This window comes from Pseudomonas sp. 203-8 (assembly GCF_020708595.1).
Classification (GTDB): Bacteria; Pseudomonadota; Gammaproteobacteria; order Pseudomonadales; family Pseudomonadaceae; genus Pseudomonas; species Pseudomonas aeruginosa.
Window position 1 is genome coordinate 415,693 of sequence record NZ_JAJFDF010000001.1, and the last position, 19,737, is coordinate 435,429.

Annotated in this window: 20 protein-coding genes; 16 read left to right on the plus strand and 4 right to left on the minus strand. The window is 66.6% G+C overall.

The features are described from left to right. Positions 1-37: 37 nt before the first annotated feature. Positions 38-253 (minus strand): 50S ribosomal protein L31, encoded by a 216-nt coding sequence (gene rpmE / locus LJF27_RS01840; RefSeq protein ID WP_003095846.1) that lies wholly within the window; start codon positions 251-253, stop codon positions 38-40. Positions 254-428: 175 nt separating this feature from the next. Between rpmE and LJF27_RS01845 the strand changes: the two genes are divergently transcribed. The 10 genes from LJF27_RS01845 to LJF27_RS01890 all read left to right on the plus strand — a co-directional run bounded on the left by LJF27_RS01845 (position 429) and on the right by LJF27_RS01890 (position 13,644). Next, positions 429-2,648: a primosomal protein N' gene (locus tag LJF27_RS01845; protein ID WP_003146407.1), complete on the plus strand. Its 2,220-nt coding sequence runs from the start codon at positions 429-431 to the stop codon at positions 2,646-2,648. A gap of 249 nt (positions 2,649-2,897) precedes the next feature. Further along, entirely contained in the window at positions 2,898-4,661 is a 1,764-nt protein-coding gene (gene argS, locus LJF27_RS01850; protein WP_003110892.1) for an arginine--tRNA ligase, read from the plus strand. Between the two features lie 34 nt (positions 4,662-4,695). After that, entirely contained in the window at positions 4,696-5,391 is a 696-nt protein-coding gene (locus LJF27_RS01855; protein ID WP_003095850.1) for an SPOR domain-containing protein, read from the plus strand. Positions 5,392-5,509: 118 nt separating this feature from the next. Beyond that, positions 5,510-6,043 carry an ATP-dependent protease subunit HslV gene (gene hslV, locus LJF27_RS01860; RefSeq protein WP_023116799.1) on the plus strand — a complete coding sequence of 178 codons (534 nt, stop codon included), beginning with the start codon at positions 5,510-5,512 and terminating at the stop codon, positions 6,041-6,043. 28 nt (positions 6,044-6,071) lie between these two features. Next, positions 6,072-7,415 carry an ATP-dependent protease ATPase subunit HslU gene (gene hslU, locus LJF27_RS01865; RefSeq protein ID WP_003095854.1) on the plus strand — a complete coding sequence of 448 codons (1,344 nt, stop codon included), beginning with the start codon at positions 6,072-6,074 and terminating at the stop codon, positions 7,413-7,415. A 94-nt stretch (positions 7,416-7,509) separates the two neighbouring features. Next, complete coding sequence (locus LJF27_RS01870) at positions 7,510-7,881, plus strand: gamma-butyrobetaine hydroxylase-like domain-containing protein (RefSeq protein WP_003095857.1); 372 nt, start codon at positions 7,510-7,512, stop codon at positions 7,879-7,881. Positions 7,882-8,299: 418 nt separating this feature from the next. Then, on the plus strand, positions 8,300-9,979 hold the full coding sequence (gene phaC, locus LJF27_RS01875) for a class II poly(R)-hydroxyalkanoic acid synthase (RefSeq protein WP_003095864.1): 1,680 nt from the start codon (positions 8,300-8,302) through the stop codon (positions 9,977-9,979). Positions 9,980-10,131: 152 nt separating this feature from the next. Further along, positions 10,132-10,989: a poly(3-hydroxyalkanoate) depolymerase gene (gene phaZ / locus LJF27_RS01880; protein WP_003095866.1), complete on the plus strand. Its 858-nt coding sequence runs from the start codon at positions 10,132-10,134 to the stop codon at positions 10,987-10,989. Positions 10,990-11,292: 303 nt separating this feature from the next. Further along, positions 11,293-12,975, plus strand: coding sequence for a class II poly(R)-hydroxyalkanoic acid synthase (gene phaC, locus LJF27_RS01885; protein WP_003103289.1), 1,683 nt, complete (start codon positions 11,293-11,295; stop codon positions 12,973-12,975). A gap of 51 nt (positions 12,976-13,026) precedes the next feature. After that, complete coding sequence (locus LJF27_RS01890; RefSeq protein WP_003103292.1) at positions 13,027-13,644, plus strand: TetR/AcrR family transcriptional regulator; 618 nt, start codon at positions 13,027-13,029, stop codon at positions 13,642-13,644. A 43-nt stretch (positions 13,645-13,687) separates the two neighbouring features. On the opposite strand, the gene LJF27_RS01895 is transcribed toward LJF27_RS01890, so the two are convergent. The 3 genes from LJF27_RS01895 to LJF27_RS01905 all read right to left on the minus strand — a co-directional run bounded on the left by LJF27_RS01895 (position 13,688) and on the right by LJF27_RS01905 (position 15,463). Continuing rightward, complete coding sequence (locus LJF27_RS01895; protein WP_003146415.1) at positions 13,688-14,617, minus strand: phasin family protein; 930 nt, start codon at positions 14,615-14,617, stop codon at positions 13,688-13,690. A 10-nt stretch (positions 14,618-14,627) separates the two neighbouring features. Beyond that, on the minus strand, positions 14,628-15,044 hold the full coding sequence (locus tag LJF27_RS01900) for a phasin family protein (RefSeq protein ID WP_003103463.1): 417 nt from the start codon (positions 15,042-15,044) through the stop codon (positions 14,628-14,630). 143 nt (positions 15,045-15,187) lie between these two features. Further along, complete coding sequence (locus tag LJF27_RS01905) at positions 15,188-15,463, minus strand: polyhydroxyalkanoic acid system family protein (RefSeq protein WP_003095874.1); 276 nt, start codon at positions 15,461-15,463, stop codon at positions 15,188-15,190. Between the two features lie 135 nt (positions 15,464-15,598). On the opposite strand from LJF27_RS01905, the gene ubiE reads away from it, so the two are divergent. The 6 genes from ubiE to LJF27_RS01935 all read left to right on the plus strand — a co-directional run bounded on the left by ubiE (position 15,599) and on the right by LJF27_RS01935 (position 19,730). Beyond that, positions 15,599-16,369, plus strand: a complete 771-nt coding sequence (gene ubiE / locus LJF27_RS01910; RefSeq protein ID WP_003103462.1) for a bifunctional demethylmenaquinone methyltransferase/2-methoxy-6-polyprenyl-1,4-benzoquinol methylase UbiE — start codon at positions 15,599-15,601, stop codon at positions 16,367-16,369. A gap of 14 nt (positions 16,370-16,383) precedes the next feature. Beyond that, positions 16,384-17,010 (plus strand): ubiquinone biosynthesis accessory factor UbiJ, encoded by a 627-nt coding sequence (locus tag LJF27_RS01915; protein ID WP_023110488.1) that lies wholly within the window; start codon positions 16,384-16,386, stop codon positions 17,008-17,010. Then, positions 17,007-18,608, plus strand: coding sequence for a ubiquinone biosynthesis regulatory protein kinase UbiB (gene ubiB / locus LJF27_RS01920; protein WP_003095885.1), 1,602 nt, complete (start codon positions 17,007-17,009; stop codon positions 18,606-18,608). Before LJF27_RS01915 ends, ubiB begins: the two co-directional genes overlap by 4 nt. A 115-nt stretch (positions 18,609-18,723) precedes the next feature. Further along, positions 18,724-19,128 (plus strand): phosphoribosyl-AMP cyclohydrolase, encoded by a 405-nt coding sequence (hisI, locus tag LJF27_RS01925; protein WP_003095888.1) that lies wholly within the window; start codon positions 18,724-18,726, stop codon positions 19,126-19,128. Further along, positions 19,121-19,456: a phosphoribosyl-ATP diphosphatase gene (locus LJF27_RS01930; protein WP_003103458.1), complete on the plus strand. Its 336-nt coding sequence runs from the start codon at positions 19,121-19,123 to the stop codon at positions 19,454-19,456. The genes hisI and LJF27_RS01930 overlap by 8 nt, the downstream gene beginning before the upstream one ends. 25 nt (positions 19,457-19,481) lie before the next feature. Further along, complete coding sequence (locus LJF27_RS01935) at positions 19,482-19,730, plus strand: twin-arginine translocase TatA/TatE family subunit (protein WP_003095893.1); 249 nt, start codon at positions 19,482-19,484, stop codon at positions 19,728-19,730. Positions 19,731-19,737: the final 7 nt, after the last annotated feature.

Below are 19,737 nucleotides of genomic sequence, written 5' to 3' on the forward strand. Positions count from 1 at the left end.
GCGACAAGTAGCATTGCGCGCGTTCGCGGCAAGCGGCTTACTTGGTGGCGCCGAATACGCCGAAACGCTGCTTGAAGCGGTCGATACGGCCGCCGGTGTCCAGCACCTTCTGCTTGCCGGTGTAGAACGGGTGGCATTCGGAGCACACGTCCAGGTGGATCGGCTTGCACAGGGTGGAACGGGTCTTGATGACGTTACCGCAGCTGCAGGTAGCTTCGATAGCTTCGTAAGTCGGATGGATGTCCGCTTTCATGATTCAATCCTCGAGGCGTTGTGTGCCGCCACCCAGCGCGTTTACCAGGCACCGCACGTAATTAAGGGCGTGGATCATACCAGACCGATTCATCTATGCAAGCGACCCCGCCCGCCGGTCGTCTGCTAACATCGCCGGCCCAGTCCTCGTTTCCTTCATCCCCGGAAGCCGCTGAGTGTCAGACCTGATCCTACGCCTAGCCCTGCCTTCGCCACTCCGCCGCCTGTTCGACTACCGCGCGCCCCGCGGCATTCCGCGCAGCGCCCTACAGCCGGGGATTCGCCTGCTGCTGCCGTTCGGGCGCCGGGAGCTGGTTGGCGTTCTGATAGAGGTGACGGACCGTTCCGAAGTACCCGAAGAAAAGCTCAAGCCTGCCCTCAGGGTACTCGACGCCAAGCCGCCGATGCCGGCGCACCTGCTCGAACTCTGTCGCTGGACCGCCCAGTACTACCAGCACAGCCTCGGCGACACCCTGTCCTGGGCGCTGCCCAACCTGTTGCGCCAGGGCGAGCCGGCCGAGGCGCGCCAGCAGCGCTTCTGGCATGCCACCGCGCAATCCAGCCTCGACGATCCGCGCCTGGCCCGGGCGCCGCGCCAGCGCCAGGCCCTGGCGATTCTCAAGCAGCATCCGCACGGGGTGTCCCATGAGTTGCTGAACCAGTTGCAGATAAACAAGGACAGCCTCGACCTGCTCAAGGAAAAAGGCCTGGTCGAACTGGAGGTGCGGCGCCACAGCACCCCGCCGCGCGAAGGCGGCTGGCTGGCCCAGGCGGAGTTGCCGCTGAACCCCGAGCAGCGCGCCGCCTTCGAGGCGGTTCGCGCCAGCCACGGCGGTTTCCATTGCTTCCTGCTGGCCGGGGTCACCGGCAGCGGCAAGACCGAGGTCTACCTGCAACTGATCCGCGAAACCCTGGCCGCAGGCCGCCAGGCCCTGGTGCTGATTCCCGAGATCAACCTGGGGCCGCAGACCCTGGCGCGTTTCGAACGCCGCTTCAACGCGCGCATCGCCCTGCTGCATTCGGCCCTGACCGACCGCGAGCGCCTCGACGCCTGGCTCGCCGCCCGGGATGGCGAGGCCGACATCGTCATCGGCACCCGCTCGGCACTGTTCACGCCGCTGAAGCGACCGGGACTGATCATCGTCGACGAGGAACACGACGCCTCCTATAAACAGCAGGACGGCCTGCGCTACCACGCCCGCGACCTGGCACTGGTACGCGCGCGCCTGGAGAATGTGCCGATCCTGCTCGGTTCGGCCACGCCCGCCCTGGAAAGCCTGCACAACGCCCAGGCCGGCCGCTACGGCCTGCTGCGCCTGACCCAGCGCGCCGGTGGCGCGCACCCGCCGAAGTTCATCCGCCTCGACGTGAAGAGCATGCCGCTCGACGCCGGCCTTTCCCGTCCGCTGCAACAGGCCATCGGCGATACCCTGGCGGCCGGCCAGCAGGTCCTGGTATTCCTCAATCGCCGCGGCTTCGCTCCGACCCTGCTTTGCCACGACTGCGGCTGGATCAGCCAATGCCCGCGCTGCGACGCGCGGATGACCGTGCACCAGGGCAGCGGCGAGTTGCGCTGCCACCACTGCGACCACCGCCAGCGGCCGCCGATGAACTGCCCGCAATGCGGCAAGCTCGACCTGCGCCCGGTAGGCGCCGGCACCGAGCGCGCCGAGGAACGCCTGCGGATTCTCTTCCCGAACCATCCGGTGCTGCGCATCGACCGCGACAGCACCTCGCGCAAGCACGCCATGCGCGACCTCTTCGCCACCATCAACAGCGGTGAGCCATGCATCCTGGTCGGCACCCAGATGCTCGCCAAGGGGCACCACTTCCCACGGGTCACCCTGGTGGCGATCCTCGATGCCGATGGCGGCCTGTTTTCCGCCGACTTCCGCGCCAGCGAACGCATGGCCCAGCAGATCGTCCAGGTCGCCGGCCGCGCAGGACGCGCCGAGGAGCCCGGACGGGTACTGATCCAGACCCACCTGGCCGATCACCCGCTGCTGGTCCAGCTCACCGAGGACGGCTACTTCGCCTTTGCCGAACAGGCCCTCAGCGAACGCCGCGCCGCCGGCCTGCCGCCCTTCGCCCACCTCGCCCTGCTGCGCGCCGAAGCGCACAAGCCGGGCCAGGCGGAAGCCTTCCTCGACAGCGCCTGCAGTGCCGCCGAGCAATTGCTCGAGCAGATGGGCGGACCGGAGGTGGAACTGCTCGGGCCGGTGCCCGCGCCCATGGAGCGGCGTGCCGGCAAGCACCGTGCGCAACTGCTGCTGCAGTGCATGAGCCGGGCGCCGCTGCATCGCCTGCTGACGCCCTGGCTGCAGAGCCTCGAACAGTTGCCCGGCGGGCGCCAGGTGCGCTGGTCGCTCGATATCGATCCGATCGACCTGTTCTGAGCGCCTTCCAGGAAGACGCCCCGCTTGACTGGGGTCAGCCGGAATCCGCGATGTCCGGCGCAAACTGTCGGCTAATCGCCGCAACGGTTGGCAACGCCTGTCCGCCCACGGATAATGCGCGGTTCTGAGCCTCGACCGGCCACCCCGCGCACATCGCGGGGAGTGAACTTCGGAGCGCCGCATCCGCCGGCCCTTCCCCTGCCCGACCGTCGCGCGCCGCCCCTCTGCCCGCGAGCACGGAGAAAAACGATGAAAGACACGATTCGCCAGCTGATCCAGCAAGCCCTCGACCAACTGACCGCGGACGGCACCCTGCCCGCCGGCCTGACCCCGGACATCCAGGTGGAGAACACCAAGGACCGTAGCCACGGCGATTTCGCCAGCAACATCGCCATGATGCTGGCCAAGCCGGCCGGGATGAAGCCGCGCGACCTGGCCGCCAGGCTGGTCGAGGCAATCCCCGCCCACGAGCAACTGGCCAAGGTGGAGATCGCCGGCCCCGGCTTCCTCAACTTCTTCCAGGATCACGTCTGGCTCGCCGCCAGCCTCGACCGCGCACTCGCCGACGAACGTCTCGGCGTGCGCAAGGCAGGCCCGGCGCAGCGCGTGGTGATCGACCTGTCCTCGCCGAACCTGGCCAAGGAAATGCACGTCGGCCACCTGCGCTCGACCATCATCGGCGACGCCGTCGCGCGCGTCCTCGAGTTCCTCGGCGACACGGTGATCCGGCAGAACCATGTCGGCGACTGGGGCACCCAGTTCGGCATGCTGCTCGCCTACCTGGAAGAGCAACCGGTCGACGCCGAGGCCGAGCTGCACGACCTGGAGGTCTTCTACCGCGCGGCGAAGAAACGCTTCGACGAGTCTCCCGAATTCGCCGACCGCGCCCGCGAACTGGTAGTCAAGCTGCAGGCCGGCGACCCCGACTGCCTGCGCCTGTGGACCCGCTTCAACGAGATTTCCCTGTCGCACTGCCAGAAGGTCTACGACCGTCTCGGCGTGAAGCTGAGCATGGCCGACGTCATGGGGGAGAGCGCCTACAACGACGACCTCGCCCAGGTGGTCGCCGACCTGACCGCCAAGGGCCTGCTCACCGAAGACAACGGCGCGTTGTGCGTCTTCCTCGAAGAGTTCAAGAACGCCGAGGGCAATCCGCTCCCGGTGATCGTGCAGAAGGCCGGCGGCGGCTACCTCTACGCCACCACCGACCTCGCCGCCATGCGTTATCGGCACAACGTGCTGCACGCCGACCGCGTGCTGTACTTCGTCGACCAGCGCCAGGCCCTGCACTTCCAGCAGGTCTTCGAAGTGGCGCGGCGCGCCGGTTTCGTTCCGGCCGGCATGGAGCTGGAGCACATGGGCTTCGGCACCATGAACGGCGCCGACGGCCGTCCGTTCAAGACCCGCGACGGCGGTACGGTGAAGCTGATCGACCTGCTGGAAGAGGCCGAGAGCCGCGCCTATGCGCTGGTCAAGGAACGCAACGAGCAGCGCGCCGAGCGTGGCGAGGAGCCGTTCGACGAGGTCCAACTGCGCGAGATCGGCCGGGTGGTGGGGATCGACTCGGTGAAGTACGCCGACCTGTCCAAGCACCGCACCAGCGACTACAGCTTCAACTTCGAACTGATGCTGAGCTTCGAAGGCAACACCGCACCCTACCTGCTCTACGCCTGCACCCGCGTGGCCAGCGTCTTCCGCAAGCTCGGCCAGGGCCGCGAGCAACTGGGCGGGAAGATCGTCCTCGAGCAGCCCCAGGAGCTGGCCCTGGCCGCACAGCTGGCGCAGTTCGGCGACCTGATCAACAACGTCGCGCTCAAGGGCGTGCCGCACCTGCTCTGCGCCTACCTGTACGAGTTGGCCGGGCTGTTCTCCAGCTTCTACGAGCATTGCCCGATCCTCACCGCCGAGGACCCGGCGCAGAAGGACAGCCGCCTGCGTCTCGCCGCGCTGACCGGCCGTACCCTGGAACAGGGCCTGGAGCTGCTCGGTCTGAAGACTCTGGAACGCATGTAATCGAACCCGCCCGAACAGGAGTCCGGGAACCCCCATGGCAAAGAAGAAACCCGCCCCCAAGCGCGGCGCCAGCCGCTACCAGGCGCCCGCCGCGAAGAACGGCGTTCCCGGCTGGGTCTGGCTGGTCGCCGGCCTGGCCATCGGCGGCTTCATCATGTTCCTGATGAAGCTCGAACCCGGGCGCAAGGACGTCCAGCGCGAACGCCCGGACGCCCAGCGCCCGGCCGCCGTGCAGGGCAAGCAGCCGCAGCAGAACGGCCAGGCCCAGCAGCCCGCGCAAACGCAGACGCCGGCCCAGGCCAAGCCGAAGTACGAGTTCTACACCCTGCTGCCGGAGTCCGAGGTCGTGGTGCCGCCGGAAGCGGTACCGGAGAAGGCCCCGCCGCCGCCCACCCCCGCCGAACTGGCCAAGGCCGACGAAGCGCGGGCCAAGGCCGCACTCGCCGGGCAGGTGCCACCGCCGCTGCCGAAAGCGGTGGTCGCCGCCAGCACGCAGTTCTTCCTGCAGGCCGGCTCGTTCCGCAAGCAGTCCGACGCCGACCGCGTGCGCGCGCAGATCATCCTGCTCGGGCAGTCGGTGAACGTCGAGGCCGGCAACGTCCGCGACGAGACCTGGTACCGGGTGATGGTCGGCCCGTTCAACAGCCGCGACCAGTTGTCCCAGGCGCAGAAGACACTGTCCTCCAACGGCTTCAGCAACCTGCTGTTACAGCAACGCAAGGCCCGCTGAACGCGGGCCACGCCGTGCGTTCCGACGCACGGCGGTGCGTGCGGTTGAAAAGCCGCGGATCGCCCCTATATCTCCCAGCATTCCGGGCATTCGGCCCCGCAGTGTGGAGATTTCCCCCTTGACCACCATCGTATCTGTCCGCCGCAACGGCAAAGTCGTCATGGGCGGCGACGGCCAGGTTTCCCAGGGCAACACCGTGATGAAAGGCAACGCCAAGAAGGTCCGGCGCCTGTATCACGGTCAGGTACTGGCCGGTTTCGCCGGCGCCACCGCCGATGCCTTCACCCTGTTCGAACGCTTCGAGCAGCAACTGGAGAAACACCAGGGGCACCTGGTCCGCTCCGCCGTCGAGCTGGCCAAGGACTGGCGCACCGACCGCTCCCTGAGCCGCCTCGAAGCCATGCTCGCGGTCGCCAACAAGGATGCCTCGCTGATCATCACCGGCAACGGCGACGTGGTCGAACCCGAACACGGCCTGATCGCCATGGGCTCCGGCGGCGGCTTCGCCCAGGCCGCGGCCCTGGCCCTGCTGCAGCACAACGCCGAGCTGAGCGCTCGGGAAGTCGCCGAGACCGCGCTGAACATCGCCGGCTCGATCTGCGTCTTCACCAACCAGAACCTGACCATCGAGGAGCTGGACAGCGCCGTCTGAAGCGCTCGTCCCCCGCTGGAGTAAACGAATGTCCATGACGCCCCGCGAGATCGTCCACGAACTCAACCGCCACATCATCGGCCAGGACGACGCCAAGCGCGCCGTCGCCATCGCCCTGCGCAACCGCTGGCGACGCATGCAACTGCCGGCCGAGCTGCGCGCCGAGGTAACACCGAAGAACATCCTCATGATCGGCCCCACCGGCGTCGGAAAGACCGAGATCGCCCGCCGCCTGGCGCGCCTGGCGAACGCGCCGTTCATCAAGGTCGAGGCGACCAAGTTCACCGAGGTCGGCTATGTCGGACGCGACGTCGAATCGATCATCCGCGATCTCGCCGACGCCGCGGTGAAGATGCTCCGCGAACAGGAGATCCAGAAGGTCAAGTATCGCGCCGAGGACGCCGCCGAAGAGCGCATCCTCGATGCCCTGCTGCCGGCCGCGCGTCCCGCCATGGGCTTCGGCGACGAGCCGGCACGCGAGGACAGCAACACCCGCCAGCTGTTCCGCAAGCGCCTGCGCGAAGGCCAGCTGGACGACAAGGAAATCGACATCGAGGTGGCCGACAACCCGGCCGGCGTGGAGATCATGGCCCCGCCCGGCATGGAGGAGATGACCAACCAGTTGCAGAACCTGTTCTCCGGCATGAGCAAGGGCAAGAAGAAGACCCGCAAGCTGAAGGTCGCCGAGGCCCTGAAGCTGATCCGCGACGAAGAGGCGGTGCGCCTGGTCAACGAGGAAGAGCTCAAGGCACGCGCCCTGGAGGCGGTCGAGCAGCACGGCATCGTCTTCATCGACGAGATCGACAAGATCGCCAAGCGCGCCAACGCCGGCGGCGCCGACGTCTCCCGCGAGGGCGTACAGCGCGACCTGCTGCCGCTGATCGAGGGCTGCACGGTGAACACCAAGCTGGGCATGGTCAAGACCGACCACATCCTGTTCATCGCCTCCGGCGCCTTCCACCTGAGCAAGCCGAGCGACCTGGTTCCCGAGCTGCAGGGCCGCCTGCCGATCCGCGTGGAGCTCAAGGCCCTCAGTCCGAACGATTTCGAGCGCATCCTCACCGAGCCGCATGCCTCGCTCACCGAGCAGTACCGCGAGCTGCTGAAGACCGAGGGGCTGGCCATCGAGTTCGCCGAGGACGGCATCAAGCGCCTTGCCGAGATCGCCTGGCAGGTCAACGAGAAGACCGAGAACATCGGTGCCCGCCGCCTGCATACGCTGCTCGAGCGGCTGCTGGAAGAGGTCTCGTTCAGCGCCGCCGACCTGGCCAGCGAGCATAGCGACAAGCCGATCCTGATCGATGCCGGCTACGTCAACAGCCACCTCGGCGAGCTGGCCGAGGACGAGGACCTGTCCCGCTACATCCTTTGACCACCGCCGCCGCCACGGCCAACACCGTGGCGGCGGGCCGCGCGGTCCCGAACCGGGGTATCCTTGTACTCCGCCCTTCCGCGAGTCCGATGCGATGCGTATCCCTTCCGCCATCCAGCTGCACAAAGCCTCGAAGACCCTGACCCTGCGCTACGGCGAGGATAGCTACGACCTGCCTGCCGAGTTCCTCCGCGTGCATTCGCCCTCGGCCGAGGTCCAGGGCCACGGCAACCCGGTATTGCAGTACGGCAAGCTGAACGTCGGCCTGGTCGGCGTCGAACCCGCCGGCCAGTACGCACTGAAGCTGAGCTTCGACGACGGCCACGACAGCGGCCTGTTCACCTGGGACTACCTGTACGAGCTGGCGACCCGCAAGGACCAGCTATGGGCCGACTACCTGGCGGAGCTGGCCAGCGCCGGCAAGTCGCGCGACCCCGACGAGTCGGTCGTCAAGCTGATGCTCTGAAGCGCCGGGCCGAGTGCCCCTTCGCGGCACACGGCATCCAGGCGATTTTTCTCCGCTGCCCCGAACGAGGGCACGTCATTTGCAACATTCGCCCCGCAGACTGCCAGACCAGACATCCGGTCGGCGCGGTCGCCACGGCGAATGTCCTACCCTGCACGGCAGCAACGCTCTAGTCCGCAGGTCGGCCGCTCGCCGGGCCAGCCACGCCGGCCACCGATGCTTCTGCCAGCTTGCACGCCAGCGGAAACTCGCGTAACCAAGACGGTGCAGCCCCTTGTCCGGGTTCCCTTCCCTGACGTGCGTCCGCCCCGCCCTGAAACGTGCGGGTGGGCTGGTAGTCGAGCAGTAGCCGGCCGGACACCTGGTCCCCGGTTTCGTTGCGGTCCCCTGTTTCGCCTCGAACAATGGAGCGTTGCCGATGAGTCAGAAGAACAATAACGAGCTTCCCAAGCAAGCCGCGGAAAACACGCTGAACCTGAATCCGGTGATCGGCATCCGGGGCAAGGACCTGCTCACCTCCGCGCGCATGGTCCTGCTCCAGGCGGTGCGCCAGCCGCTGCACAGCGCCAGGCACGTGGCGCATTTCAGCCTGGAGCTGAAGAACGTCCTGCTCGGCCAGTCGGAGCTACGCCCAGGCGATGACGACCGACGCTTTTCCGATCCGGCCTGGAGCCAGAATCCGCTGTACAAGCGCTACATGCAGACCTACCTGGCCTGGCGCAAGGAGCTGCACAGCTGGATCAGCCACAGCGACCTGTCGCCGCAGGACATCAGTCGTGGCCAGTTCGTCATCAACCTGCTGACCGAGGCGATGTCGCCGACCAACAGCCTGAGCAACCCGGCGGCGGTCAAGCGCTTCTTCGAGACCGGCGGCAAGAGCCTGCTGGACGGCCTCGGCCACCTGGCCAAGGACCTGGTGAACAACGGCGGGATGCCGAGCCAGGTGGACATGGACGCCTTCGAGGTGGGCAAGAACCTGGCCACCACCGAGGGCGCCGTGGTGTTCCGCAACGACGTGCTGGAACTGATCCAGTACCGGCCGATCACCGAGTCGGTGCACGAACGCCCGCTGCTGGTGGTGCCGCCGCAGATCAACAAGTTCTACGTCTTCGACCTGTCGCCGGACAAGAGCCTGGCGCGCTTCTGCCTGCGCAACGGCGTGCAGACCTTCATCGTCAGCTGGCGCAACCCGACCAAGTCGCAGCGCGAATGGGGCCTGACCACCTATATCGAGGCGCTCAAGGAGGCCATCGAGGTAGTCCTGTCGATCACCGGCAGCAAGGACCTCAACCTCCTCGGCGCCTGCTCCGGCGGGATCACCACCGCGACCCTGGTCGGCCACTACGTGGCCAGCGGCGAGAAGAAGGTCAACGCCTTCACCCAACTGGTCAGCGTGCTCGACTTCGAACTGAATACCCAGGTCGCGCTGTTCGCCGACGAGAAGACTCTGGAGGCCGCCAAGCGTCGTTCCTACCAGTCCGGCGTGCTGGAGGGCAAGGACATGGCCAAGGTGTTCGCCTGGATGCGCCCCAACGACCTGATCTGGAACTACTGGGTCAACAACTACCTGCTCGGCAACCAGCCGCCGGCGTTCGACATCCTCTACTGGAACAACGACACCACGCGCCTGCCCGCCGCGCTGCACGGCGAGTTCGTCGAACTGTTCAAGAGCAACCCGCTGAACCGCCCCGGCGCCCTGGAGGTCTCCGGCACGCCCATCGACCTGAAGCAGGTGACTTGCGACTTCTACTGTGTCGCCGGTCTGAACGACCACATCACCCCCTGGGAGTCGTGCTACAAGTCGGCCAGGCTGCTGGGTGGCAAGTGCGAGTTCATCCTCTCCAACAGCGGTCACATCCAGAGCATCCTCAACCCACCGGGCAACCCCAAGGCACGCTTCATGACCAATCCGGAACTGCCCGCCGAGCCCAAGGCCTGGCTGGAACAGGCCGGCAAGCACGCCGACTCGTGGTGGTTGCACTGGCAGCAATGGCTGGCCGAACGCTCCGGCAAGACCCGCAAGGCGCCCGCCAGCCTGGGCAACAAGACCTATCCGGCCGGCGAAGCCGCGCCCGGAACCTACGTGCATGAACGATGAAAAGCGACCAGCCTGAAGAACAGCCGCAGGAGCGATCCGCGGCCTCCGCCGACGAAACCCCGCCAGCGCCTCCGGCGCGGCCCCGTGCCGCGCGGAAGCCGGCCAGGCCCCGTATCGCCGAGCCCGCGGCTGCGCCGCCGAGGACCCCGAGCATGCCCCAGCCCTTCGTCTTCCGGACCATCGACCTCGACGGCCAGACCATCCGCACCGCAGTGCGGCCGGGCAAGGAAGGAAGCACTCCGCTGCTGATCTTCAACGGCATAGGCGCCAACCTGGAACTGGTGTTCCCCTTCGTCCAGGCGCTCGACCCGGAACTGGAGGTGATCGCCTTCGACGTTCCCGGCGTCGGCGGTTCCTCGACGCCCAGCGTGCCCTACCGCTTTCCCGGCCTGGCCAAGCTGGCGGCGCGGATGCTCGACTACCTGGACTACGGCCAGGTCAACGCGATCGGCGTGTCCTGGGGCGGCGCGCTGGCCCAGCAGTTCGCCCACGACTATCCGGAACGCTGCAAGAAGCTGATCCTCGCCGCCACTTCGGCTGGCGCGGTGATGGTGCCAGGCAAGCCGAAGGTACTGATGCGCATGGCCAGCCCGCGGCGCTACATCCAGCCCTCCTATGGCGTACACATCGCCCCGGACATCTACGGCGGGGCCTTCCGCCGCGACCCCAAGCTGGCCATGGCGCATGCCAGCAAGGTGCGTTCGTCGGGCAAGCTGGGCTACTACTGGCAACTGTTCGCCGGGCTCGGCTGGACCAGCATCCACTGGCTGCATAGGATCCGCCAGCCGACCCTGGTGCTGGCCGGCGACGACGACCCGATCATCCCGCTGATCAACATGCGTGTGCTGGCCTGGCGCATTCCCAACGCCGAACTGCACGTGATCGACGACGGCCACCTGTTCCTGGTGACCCGCGCCGAATCGGTGGCACCGATCATCATGAAGTTCCTCGCCGAGGAGCGCCGTCGCGCCGTCATGCACCCTCGTCCGTTCCTGCCCAAGACCGGCTGAACTGCTGCACGGGCAACACCAGGGCAGCAGACACTGCTTCGTCATGGTGCAGGTGCATAGTCAATGTTCCGCAACGGCGCATGGCGCCTGGCTTCGCCGCGACAGCGCAAGCTCTGCGACGCCCCTCCCGGCGTTGTGGTACAGCGCTTGCTGCCCCACTGTCGGGCGGCATCCTCCCTGTTCAGGCAGGTGTGCGGTTCTGCCCCGGGTGAAACGGAATTCACAGGCTATAACTGAGTATTCCGAGCCAGGGGACGATCGCCCGTGGCATCCAGACTGTGGTCCTACGACGGAGTGTGGTCCATGCGAGAAAAGCAGGAATCGGGTAGCGTGCCGGTGCCCGCCGAGTTCATGAGTGCACAGAGCGCCATCGTCGGCCTGCGCGGCAAGGACCTGCTGACGACGGTCCGCAGCCTGGCTGTCCACGGCCTGCGCCAGCCGCTGCACAGTGCGCGGCACCTGGTCGCCTTCGGAGGCCAGTTGGGCAAGGTGCTGCTGGGCGACACCCTGCACCAGCCGAACCCACAGGACGCCCGCTTCCAGGATCCATCCTGGCGCCTCAATCCCTTCTACCGGCGCACCCTGCAGGCCTACCTGGCGTGGCAGAAGCAACTGCTCGCCTGGATCGACGAAAGCAACCTGGACTGCGACGATCGCGCCCGCGCCCGCTTCCTCGTCGCCTTGCTCTCCGACGCCGTGGCACCCAGCAACAGCCTGATCAATCCACTGGCGGTAAAGGAACTGTTCAATACCGGCGGGATCAGCCTGCTCAATGGCGTCCGCCACCTGCTCGAAGACCTGGTGCACAACGGCGGCATGCCCAGCCAGGTGAACAAGACCGCCTTCGAGATCGGTCGCAACCTCGCCACCACGCAAGGCGCGGTGGTGTTCCGCAACGAGGTGCTGGAGCTGATCCAGTACAAGCCGCTGGGCGAGCGCCAGTACGCCAAGCCCCTGCTGATCGTGCCGCCGCAGATCAACAAGTACTACATCTTCGACCTGTCGCCGGAAAAGAGCTTCGTCCAGTACGCCCTGAAGAACAACCTGCAGGTCTTCGTCATCAGTTGGCGCAACCCCGACGCCCAGCACCGCGAATGGGGCCTGAGCACCTATGTCGAGGCCCTCGACCAGGCCATCGAGGTCAGCCGCGAGATCACCGGCAGCCGCAGCGTGAACCTGGCCGGCGCCTGCGCCGGCGGGCTCACCGTGGCCGCCTTGCTCGGCCACCTGCAGGTACGCCGGCAACTGCGCAAGGTCAGTAGCGTCACCTACCTGGTCAGCCTGCTCGACAGCCAGATGGAAAGCCCGGCGATGCTCTTCGCCGACGAGCAGACCCTGGAGAGCAGCAAGCGCCGCTCCTACCAGCATGGCGTGCTGGACGGGCGCGACATGGCCAAGGTGTTCGCCTGGATGCGCCCCAACGACCTGATCTGGAACTACTGGGTCAACAACTACCTGCTCGGCAGGCAGCCGCCGGCGTTCGACATCCTCTACTGGAACAACGACAACACGCGGCTGCCCGCGGCGTTCCACGGCGAACTGCTCGACCTGTTCAAGCACAACCCGCTGACCCGCCCGGGCGCGCTGGAGGTCAGCGGGACCGCGGTGGACCTGGGCAAGGTGGCGATCGACAGCTTCCACGTCGCCGGCATCACCGACCACATCACGCCCTGGGACGCGGTCTATCGCTCGGCCCTCCTGCTGGGCGGCCAGCGCCGCTTCATCCTGTCCAACAGCGGGCACATCCAGAGCATCCTCAACCCTCCCGGAAACCCCAAGGCCTGCTACTTCGAGAACGACAAGCTGAGCAGCGATCCACGCGCCTGGTACTACGACGCCAAGCGCGAAGAGGGCAGCTGGTGGCCGGTCTGGCTGGGCTGGCTGCAGGAGCGCTCGGGCGAGCTGGGCAACCCTGACTTCAACCTTGGCAGCGCCGCGCATCCGCCCCTCGAAGCGGCCCCGGGCACCTACGTGCATATACGCTGAAAGATCCGGGGCGCCTGGAGCCGGGCACCTCCATCCCCAGAAGAAGTCCGGATGAAGACACGCGACCGAATCCTCGAATGCTCGCTGTTGCTGTTCAACGAACAGGGCGAGCCCAACGTCTCGACACTGGAGATCGCCAACGAACTGGGCATCAGCCCGGGCAATCTCTACTACCACTTCCATGGCAAGGAACCGCTGGTGATGGCGCTGTTCGAGCGGTTCCAGGCCGAGTTGGCGCCGCTGCTCGATCCGCCCGAGGAGGTGCGCCTGGGCGCGGAGGACTACTGGCTGTTCCTGCACCTGATCGTCGAGCGCCTCGCCCACTACCGCTTCCTGTTCCAGGACCTGTCCAACCTGACCGGGCGCCTGCCACGGCTGGCTCGCGGCATCCGTACCTGGCTCGGCGCGCTGAAGCGGACCCTGGCCACCCTGCTGGCCCGCCTCAAGGCCGACCGGCAGTTGCGCAGCGACGCGCCGGCGCTCGGGCAACTGGTCGAACAGATCACCCTGACCCTGCTGTTCTCCCTGGATTACCAGCGGGTACTGGGCAGCAAGGGCGAGGTGCGCACGGTGGTCTACCAGATCATGATGCTGGTCGCCCCGCATCTGCGCAGCGAGGCCCAACGCTCGGCGGAAAGCCTGGCGCAGCGCTACCTGGGACCGGAATGAAAAACGCCCGGCGAGTGCCGGGCGTGTGCCTTGCCGCCAGGACTCAGCCCTGGCTGCTCGGCGTCGCCGGAGCGTTCGCTGCCGGAGCGCTGGCAGCCGGTGTGGCGGCGGGGGCAGCGGGCGCGCTCGAAGACGCGGCGGGAGCGGCCGGTTTCGCCGCGGCGGGCTTGGCTGCCGGCTTCTTCGCCGCAGGCTTTTTCGCAGCCGGCTTGGCGGCAGGTTTCGCCGCGGGCTTGGCGGCGGTCGCAGCGGCCGGCTTGGCTGCCGGCTTCGCGGCAGGCTTGGCTGCGGCAGGTTTCGCAGCAGGCTTCGCCGCGGCCTTGGCTGCCGGCTTGGTCGCCGGTTTCGCTGCGGCCTTCGCAGTCGGTTTGGCGGCGGGCTTGGCTGCCGGCTTGGCGGCCGCGGTTTTCGCCGCGGTTTTTTTCGCCGCGGGTTTCGCCGCAGGCTTGGCGGCGGCCTTGGCTGCCGGTTTAGCTGCCGGCTTGGCCGCTGCGGTTTTCGCCGCGGGCTTGGCAGCCGGTTTCGCCGCAGGCTTGGCCGCTGCCTTCGCCGCCGGCTTGACGCTGACGCCGGTGAGTTTCTCGATCTGCTTGGTCAGCGTATCGACCTTGCTGTGCAGCTCCTTCACCTCGTTGCGGCTCGGCACGCCGAGACGCGAGATGGCGCTGTTCAGGCGCTTGTCGAAAGCTTCCTCGAGCTCGCTCCACTTGCCGAGCGCACGGTCCCGAACCTCGTCGACCTTGCTCTTCGCAGAGCGGGCGGAAGCCTTCGCCGCACCGACCTGCGCGTCCACATCGGACTTCGCTTCTTTTTCAGCCTTCTCGCCGTCTTTCACCAAGGTCTCGAACAGCTTGCTGCCGTCCTTGCTGACCTTCGAGTAGGCCCCCAGACCAGCCAGCCAGATCTGCCGCGAGTATTTCTCGATCTCGCCGATCCAACTGGACTCTTTTTCGCTCTTCTTCTTGCCAGCCATCCTGCTCTCCTTATTGGGTTCTCGCGACACGCTCGAGCACTGCGCTCAGCTCATCCAGCTTAGCAGAGAGTGCTTCGACATCGTTCCGGGAAGGTATGCCTATCCGGTTCAACGTGCTAGCGACACGGCTGTCGAATGCCTGCTCGATCCTGTCGAGCTGGTCTTCGACTTTTCCCTTCACCGAAGAGAGGCCGGTCTTGACACTGTCATTGGCCGAATCGACCTGACTTGTGACCAGCGATTTGCCTTTTTTCTCCAGGGCTTCGCCAGCTTTCACCAATTCCTTGAAGTAGTCGCTGCCTTCGGTGCCCAGGCGGGAATACGCACCCAGGCCGGCAAGCCAGATCTGGCGGGCATAGTGGCGGATCTCGGAGACCAGGGAAGTGGATTCGGAAACGGTCTTTTTCTTCAGGGCAATCTTGGCCATGGGGCACCTCACGCTCGTTGGGTTGAAGAAACCGCAGGCGCCGCCGGAACGCTGGCAGCGTGAGAGCAAGGTATCGGGGAAAATTAGAAACCGCATACTAAGCGGAAGATGGGCGCCGCCAGGACGGCGAACGCCCGGCGGGATCAGGCCAGCGCCTTGTCCAGCGCCTTCTCGATCTCGCCCTTGAGCAGGCCGCTCATGGCCGACAGCATCAGGCCGAGCTTGACGTCCACCGCGACCTTGTCCGCCCCCACCGCGATCCTGCCGTCGACGCCACTGCGTTTGAAGGTCAGCTCGTCGCCCTGCCATTCGCACTGCACGCCGTGCTCCTTCGCCAGACGTTCGGCCAGTTTCTCCGCCTTGGCCCGTGCGGCGTCCAGCCCCAGGCTGTGCGGACGTTCGATGTGGATACGCGACATGGATCGACTCCTGATTGCAGATCGGAAAACTATACGCGGCCAGACAAAACACCGCACCCGCGCCGTCGGACGGCGGCACAGCACTTTCCCCACATCCTGTTAGAATGCCCGGCATTCTTTCCAGGTGAGAACGTCATGAACGATCCCCGCAAAGGCGCCGACGCCGAACCCACCACCCACTTCGGCTACCAGAACGTTCCGGAAAGCCAGAAGGCGAAGAAGGTCGCCGAGGTATTTCACTCGGTGGCAGCCAAGTACGACCTGATGAACGACCTGATGTCCGGTGGCATCCATCGCCTGTGGAAGCGCTTCACCATCGAGCTGTCCGGCGTGCGCAGCGGGAACCGCGTGCTCGACATCGCCGGCGGCACCGGCGACCTGACCCGGCAGTTCTCGCGCCTGGTCGGCCCGACCGGCGAGGTGGTGCTGGCCGACATCAACGCCTCGATGCTCAAGGTCGGCCGCGACAAGCTGCTCGACAAGGGCGTCTCCGGAAACGTCAGCTTCGTCCAGGCGGACGCCGAGAAGCTGCCCTTCCCGGACAACCACTTCGACTGCGTGACCATCGCCTTCGGCCTGCGCAACGTCACCCACAAGGACGAAGCGATCCGCTCCATGCTGCGCGTGCTCAAGCCCGGTGGCCGCCTGCTGGTGCTGGAGTTCTCCAAGCCGAGCAGCAACCTGCTGTCCAAGGCCTACGACGCCTATTCGTTCAGCCTGCTGCCGCTGATGGGCAAGCTGGTCACCAACGACTCCGAGAGCTATCGCTACCTGGCCGAGTCGATCCGCATGCACCCCGACCAGGAAACCCTGAAGGCGATGATGGTGGAAGCCGGCTTCGACCGCGTGACCTACCACAACATGACCGGCGGCATCGTCGCCCTGCACCGCGGTATCAAGCCTTAACCGAGGGCGCGCCGATGAGCTCGCTGCTGATCCAGGCCGTGCTGGCCGCCGCCGAAACCGGCATCAATCGCGTCCTGCGCCTCGACGGGACAGCGCTGCCGCGCCTGCGCAGGCTTTCCGCCAAGGTCATCGAGGTCGACTGCCTGAGCCCGCCGCTGCGGGTCTTCATCCTGCCCGCCGGCGACGGCCTGCACTTCGCCGCGCAGCATGAGGCGGAGGTCGACTGCACCCTGCGTGCGCCGGCCGGCAACCTCCTGCACCTGGCCCTGGCGCGCGACAAGACCCGCGTCCTGCACAGCCCGGAAGTCAGCATGGACGGCGACAGCGCGGCCCTGCTGGAACTGGCCGGCATCCTGCAGAGCCTGGAGCTGGACTGGGAGTACGAACTGTCGCGCTGGCTCGGCCCGCTCGCCACCCAGGTGCTCGGCAGCAGCCTGCGCGACGCTTCGCGCTGGAGCGCGCAGAGCCTGCACAGCCTGCGCCTGAACCTGGCCGACTACCTTGCCGAGGAAAGCCGTACGCTGGTCGGCCAGCACGAAGCCGAAGCCCGCTTCGCCGAACTGGACCAGCTGAAGCTGGCCCTCGATCGTCTCGACGCGCGCGTCGGACGCCTCAGCCAAAAGACCAAGCCCGACGCATGAAGCTCCTCGCTGTCCGCCGCCTCCTGCGCATCCAGCGCGTCGTCATCCGCTACCGCCTGGACGACCTGATCCTCGAACTGCCGATGCTGCCCTGGTGGCTGCGCCTGCTCGGTGCCACCCTGCCCTGGCGCTGGCTGCCGCGGCGCAAGCTGGAACTGACCCGCGGCGCGCGCCTGCGCCTGGCACTGCAGGACCTCGGACCGATCTTCATCAAGTTCGGCCAGATTCTCTCCACCCGCCGCGACCTGCTGCCCGACGACATCGCCAACGAACTGGCCTGGCTGCAGGACAAGGTGCCGCCCTTCCCGCCGGAGCTGGCGGTCAAGCGCATCGAGGAACAGCTGGGCGCGAAGATCGAACAGGTCTTCGCCCGCTTCGAACGCGAACCGCTGGCCTCCGCCTCGGTGGCCCAGGTCCACGCCGCGCGCCTGAAGAGCGGCGAGGAAGTGGTGGTGAAGGTGATCCGGCCGAACCTGGAACCGGTGATCCGCTCCGACATCGCCTGGCTGTTCATCCTCGCCCGCCTCGCCGAGCGGGTCTCCAGCGAGGCGCGGCGCCTGCACCCGGTGGAAGTGGTCAGCGACTACGAGAAGACCATCGTCGACGAACTCGACCTGCTCCGCGAGGCGGCCAACGCCTCGCAGCTGCGACGCAACTTCGAAGGCTCGCCGCTGCTCTACGTGCCACAGGTCTACTGGGACTGGTGCCGGCCCAAGGTGCTGGTGATGGAGCGCATCTACGGCATCCCGGTGACCGACCTGGAAACCCTGCGCGACCAGCGCACCGACTTCAAGGCACTGGCCGAGCGCGGCGTGGAGATCTTCTTCACCCAGGTGTTCCGCGACAGCTTTTTCCATGCCGACATGCACCCCGGCAACATCTTCGTCAGCACCCGCGCGCCCTGGAGCCCGCAATACATCGCGGTGGACTGCGGCATCGTCGGCAGCCTGACCGACGAGGACCAGGACTACCTGGCGCGCAACCTGATCGCCTTCTTCAAGCGCGACTACCGCAAGGTCGCCCAACTGCATATCGACTCCGGCTGGGTCCCGGCGGAAACCAAGGTCAACGACTTCGAGGCGGCGATCCGCACCGTCTGCGAACCGATCTTCGAGAAGCCGCTGAAGGACATCTCCTTCGGCCAGGTCCTGCTGCGCCTGTTCCAGACCGCGCGTCGTTTCAACATGGAGATCCAGCCGCAACTGGTGCTGCTGCAGAAGACCCTGCTGAACATCGAAGGCCTCGGCCGCCAGCTCTACCCGGAACTCGACCTGTGGGCCACCGCCCAGCCGTTCCTGGAGCGCTGGATGCGCGAACGGGTCAGCCCGAAGCAGTTGCTGCGCAATTTCCAGCAACAGGTCGAGCAGGTGCCGCACCTGTCGCAAATGGCCCGCGATACCCTCGAACGCCTGTCACAACCGCACGCCCACAATGCGCCGCCGCCGGAGTGGAAAGGTTCCCGCCACGACTGGCTCGGGCGCCTGGTGGGCGCGGTGCTGCTGGTCGGCGCCGCCGAGGTCGGCCTGGGTCAGCAGCTGGAAGCCTGGCCGGCGTGGGTGATGCTGGCCGGCGGGGTGTTCCTGATCCTGCGCCGCTAGCGCCGCGCACGGCCACTAGGCCCGCGCCGATAGCCAGTCGCGCTCCCGGCTGGCACACTACTCCCATTTCCGCCGGAAACGCACGCAACGTACCGGCAACGAACGTGGAAAGACCATGAAAGACTGGCTGGATGAGATTCACTGGAACGCCGACGGCCTGGTCCCGGCGATCGCCCAGGATCACGAGACCGGGCGCGTGCTGATGATGGCCTGGATGAACCGCGAGGCGCTGGCCCTGACCGCCAGCGAGAACCGTGCAATCTATTGGTCGCGTTCGCGTGGCAAGCTGTGGCGCAAGGGCGAGGAGTCCGGGCATGTGCAGAAGCTGCACGAACTGCGCCTGGACTGCGACGCCGACGTGGTCATCCTGATGGTCGAGCAGGTCGGCGGGATCGCCTGCCATACCGGCCGGGAAAGCTGTTTCTACCGCGTCTTCGAGAATGGTGCATGGAAGACCGTCGATCCGGTGCTGAAGGACCCGGACGCTATCTACGAACACGCAGGACACCACCATGAGTGACACCCTGACCCGCCTGGCGGCGGTGCTCGAGGAGCGCAAGAACGCCGCGCCCGACAGCTCCTACGTGGCCAGTCTGTACCACAAGGGCCTGAACAAGATCCTGGAGAAGGTCGGCGAGGAGTCGGTGGAAACCATCATCGCCGCCAAGGATGCCGCGGCCAGCGGCGACTGCCAGGACCTGATCTACGAAACCGCCGACCTCTGGTTCCACTCGCTGGTGATGCTCTCGGCCCTCGGCCAGCATCCGCAAGCCGTGCTGGACGAACTGGAGCGCCGCTTCGGCCTTTCCGGCCACGCCGAGAAAGCCGCCCGCCAACCATCGGCCTGAACCTACACATTGCGAGGAATACGACATGGGCATTTTTGACTGGAAACACTGGATCGTCATCCTGATCGTCGTGGTACTGGTGTTCGGCACCAAGCGCCTGAAGAACCTCGGTTCCGACGTCGGCGAAGCGATCAAGGGCTTCCGCAAGGCGGTGAACACCGAGGAAGACGACAAGAAGGACCAGCCCGCCGCCCAGCCGGCCCAACCGCTGAACCAGCCGCACACCATCGACGCCCAGGCGCAGAAGGTCGAAGAGCCGGCGCGCAAGGACTGACGGGTAG

Excerpts from the sequence above, each read along its gene's own strand:
- LJF27_RS01930 (WP_003103458.1), top strand. The coding sequence starts at position 19,121 with ATGAGTGACACCCTGACCCGCCTGGCGGCGGTGCTCGAGGAGCGCAAG.
- LJF27_RS01905 (WP_003095874.1), bottom strand. The coding sequence starts at position 15,463 with ATGTCGCGTATCCACATCGAACGTCCGCACAGCCTGGGGCTGGACGCC.
- hslU (WP_003095854.1), top strand. The coding sequence starts at position 6,072 with ATGTCCATGACGCCCCGCGAGATCGTCCACGAACTCAACCGCCACATC.
- phaC (WP_003103289.1), top strand. The coding sequence starts at position 11,293 with ATGCGAGAAAAGCAGGAATCGGGTAGCGTGCCGGTGCCCGCCGAGTTC.
- ubiE (WP_003103462.1), top strand. The coding sequence starts at position 15,599 with ATGAACGATCCCCGCAAAGGCGCCGACGCCGAACCCACCACCCACTTC.
- LJF27_RS01895 (WP_003146415.1), bottom strand. The coding sequence starts at position 14,617 with ATGGCTGGCAAGAAGAAGAGCGAAAAAGAGTCCAGTTGGATCGGCGAG.
- LJF27_RS01935 (WP_003095893.1), top strand. The coding sequence starts at position 19,482 with ATGGGCATTTTTGACTGGAAACACTGGATCGTCATCCTGATCGTCGTG.
- LJF27_RS01890 (WP_003103292.1), top strand. The coding sequence starts at position 13,027 with ATGAAGACACGCGACCGAATCCTCGAATGCTCGCTGTTGCTGTTCAAC.
- LJF27_RS01870 (WP_003095857.1), top strand. The coding sequence starts at position 7,510 with ATGCGTATCCCTTCCGCCATCCAGCTGCACAAAGCCTCGAAGACCCTG.
- LJF27_RS01855 (WP_003095850.1), top strand. The coding sequence starts at position 4,696 with ATGGCAAAGAAGAAACCCGCCCCCAAGCGCGGCGCCAGCCGCTACCAG.
- hisI (WP_003095888.1), top strand. The coding sequence starts at position 18,724 with ATGAAAGACTGGCTGGATGAGATTCACTGGAACGCCGACGGCCTGGTC.
- ubiB (WP_003095885.1), top strand. The coding sequence starts at position 17,007 with ATGAAGCTCCTCGCTGTCCGCCGCCTCCTGCGCATCCAGCGCGTCGTC.
- LJF27_RS01900 (WP_003103463.1), bottom strand. The coding sequence starts at position 15,044 with ATGGCCAAGATTGCCCTGAAGAAAAAGACCGTTTCCGAATCCACTTCC.
- phaZ (WP_003095866.1), top strand. The coding sequence starts at position 10,132 with ATGCCCCAGCCCTTCGTCTTCCGGACCATCGACCTCGACGGCCAGACC.
- LJF27_RS01915 (WP_023110488.1), top strand. The coding sequence starts at position 16,384 with ATGAGCTCGCTGCTGATCCAGGCCGTGCTGGCCGCCGCCGAAACCGGC.
- phaC (WP_003095864.1), top strand. The coding sequence starts at position 8,300 with ATGAGTCAGAAGAACAATAACGAGCTTCCCAAGCAAGCCGCGGAAAAC.
- rpmE (WP_003095846.1), bottom strand. The coding sequence starts at position 253 with ATGAAAGCGGACATCCATCCGACTTACGAAGCTATCGAAGCTACCTGC.
- argS (WP_003110892.1), top strand. The coding sequence starts at position 2,898 with ATGAAAGACACGATTCGCCAGCTGATCCAGCAAGCCCTCGACCAACTG.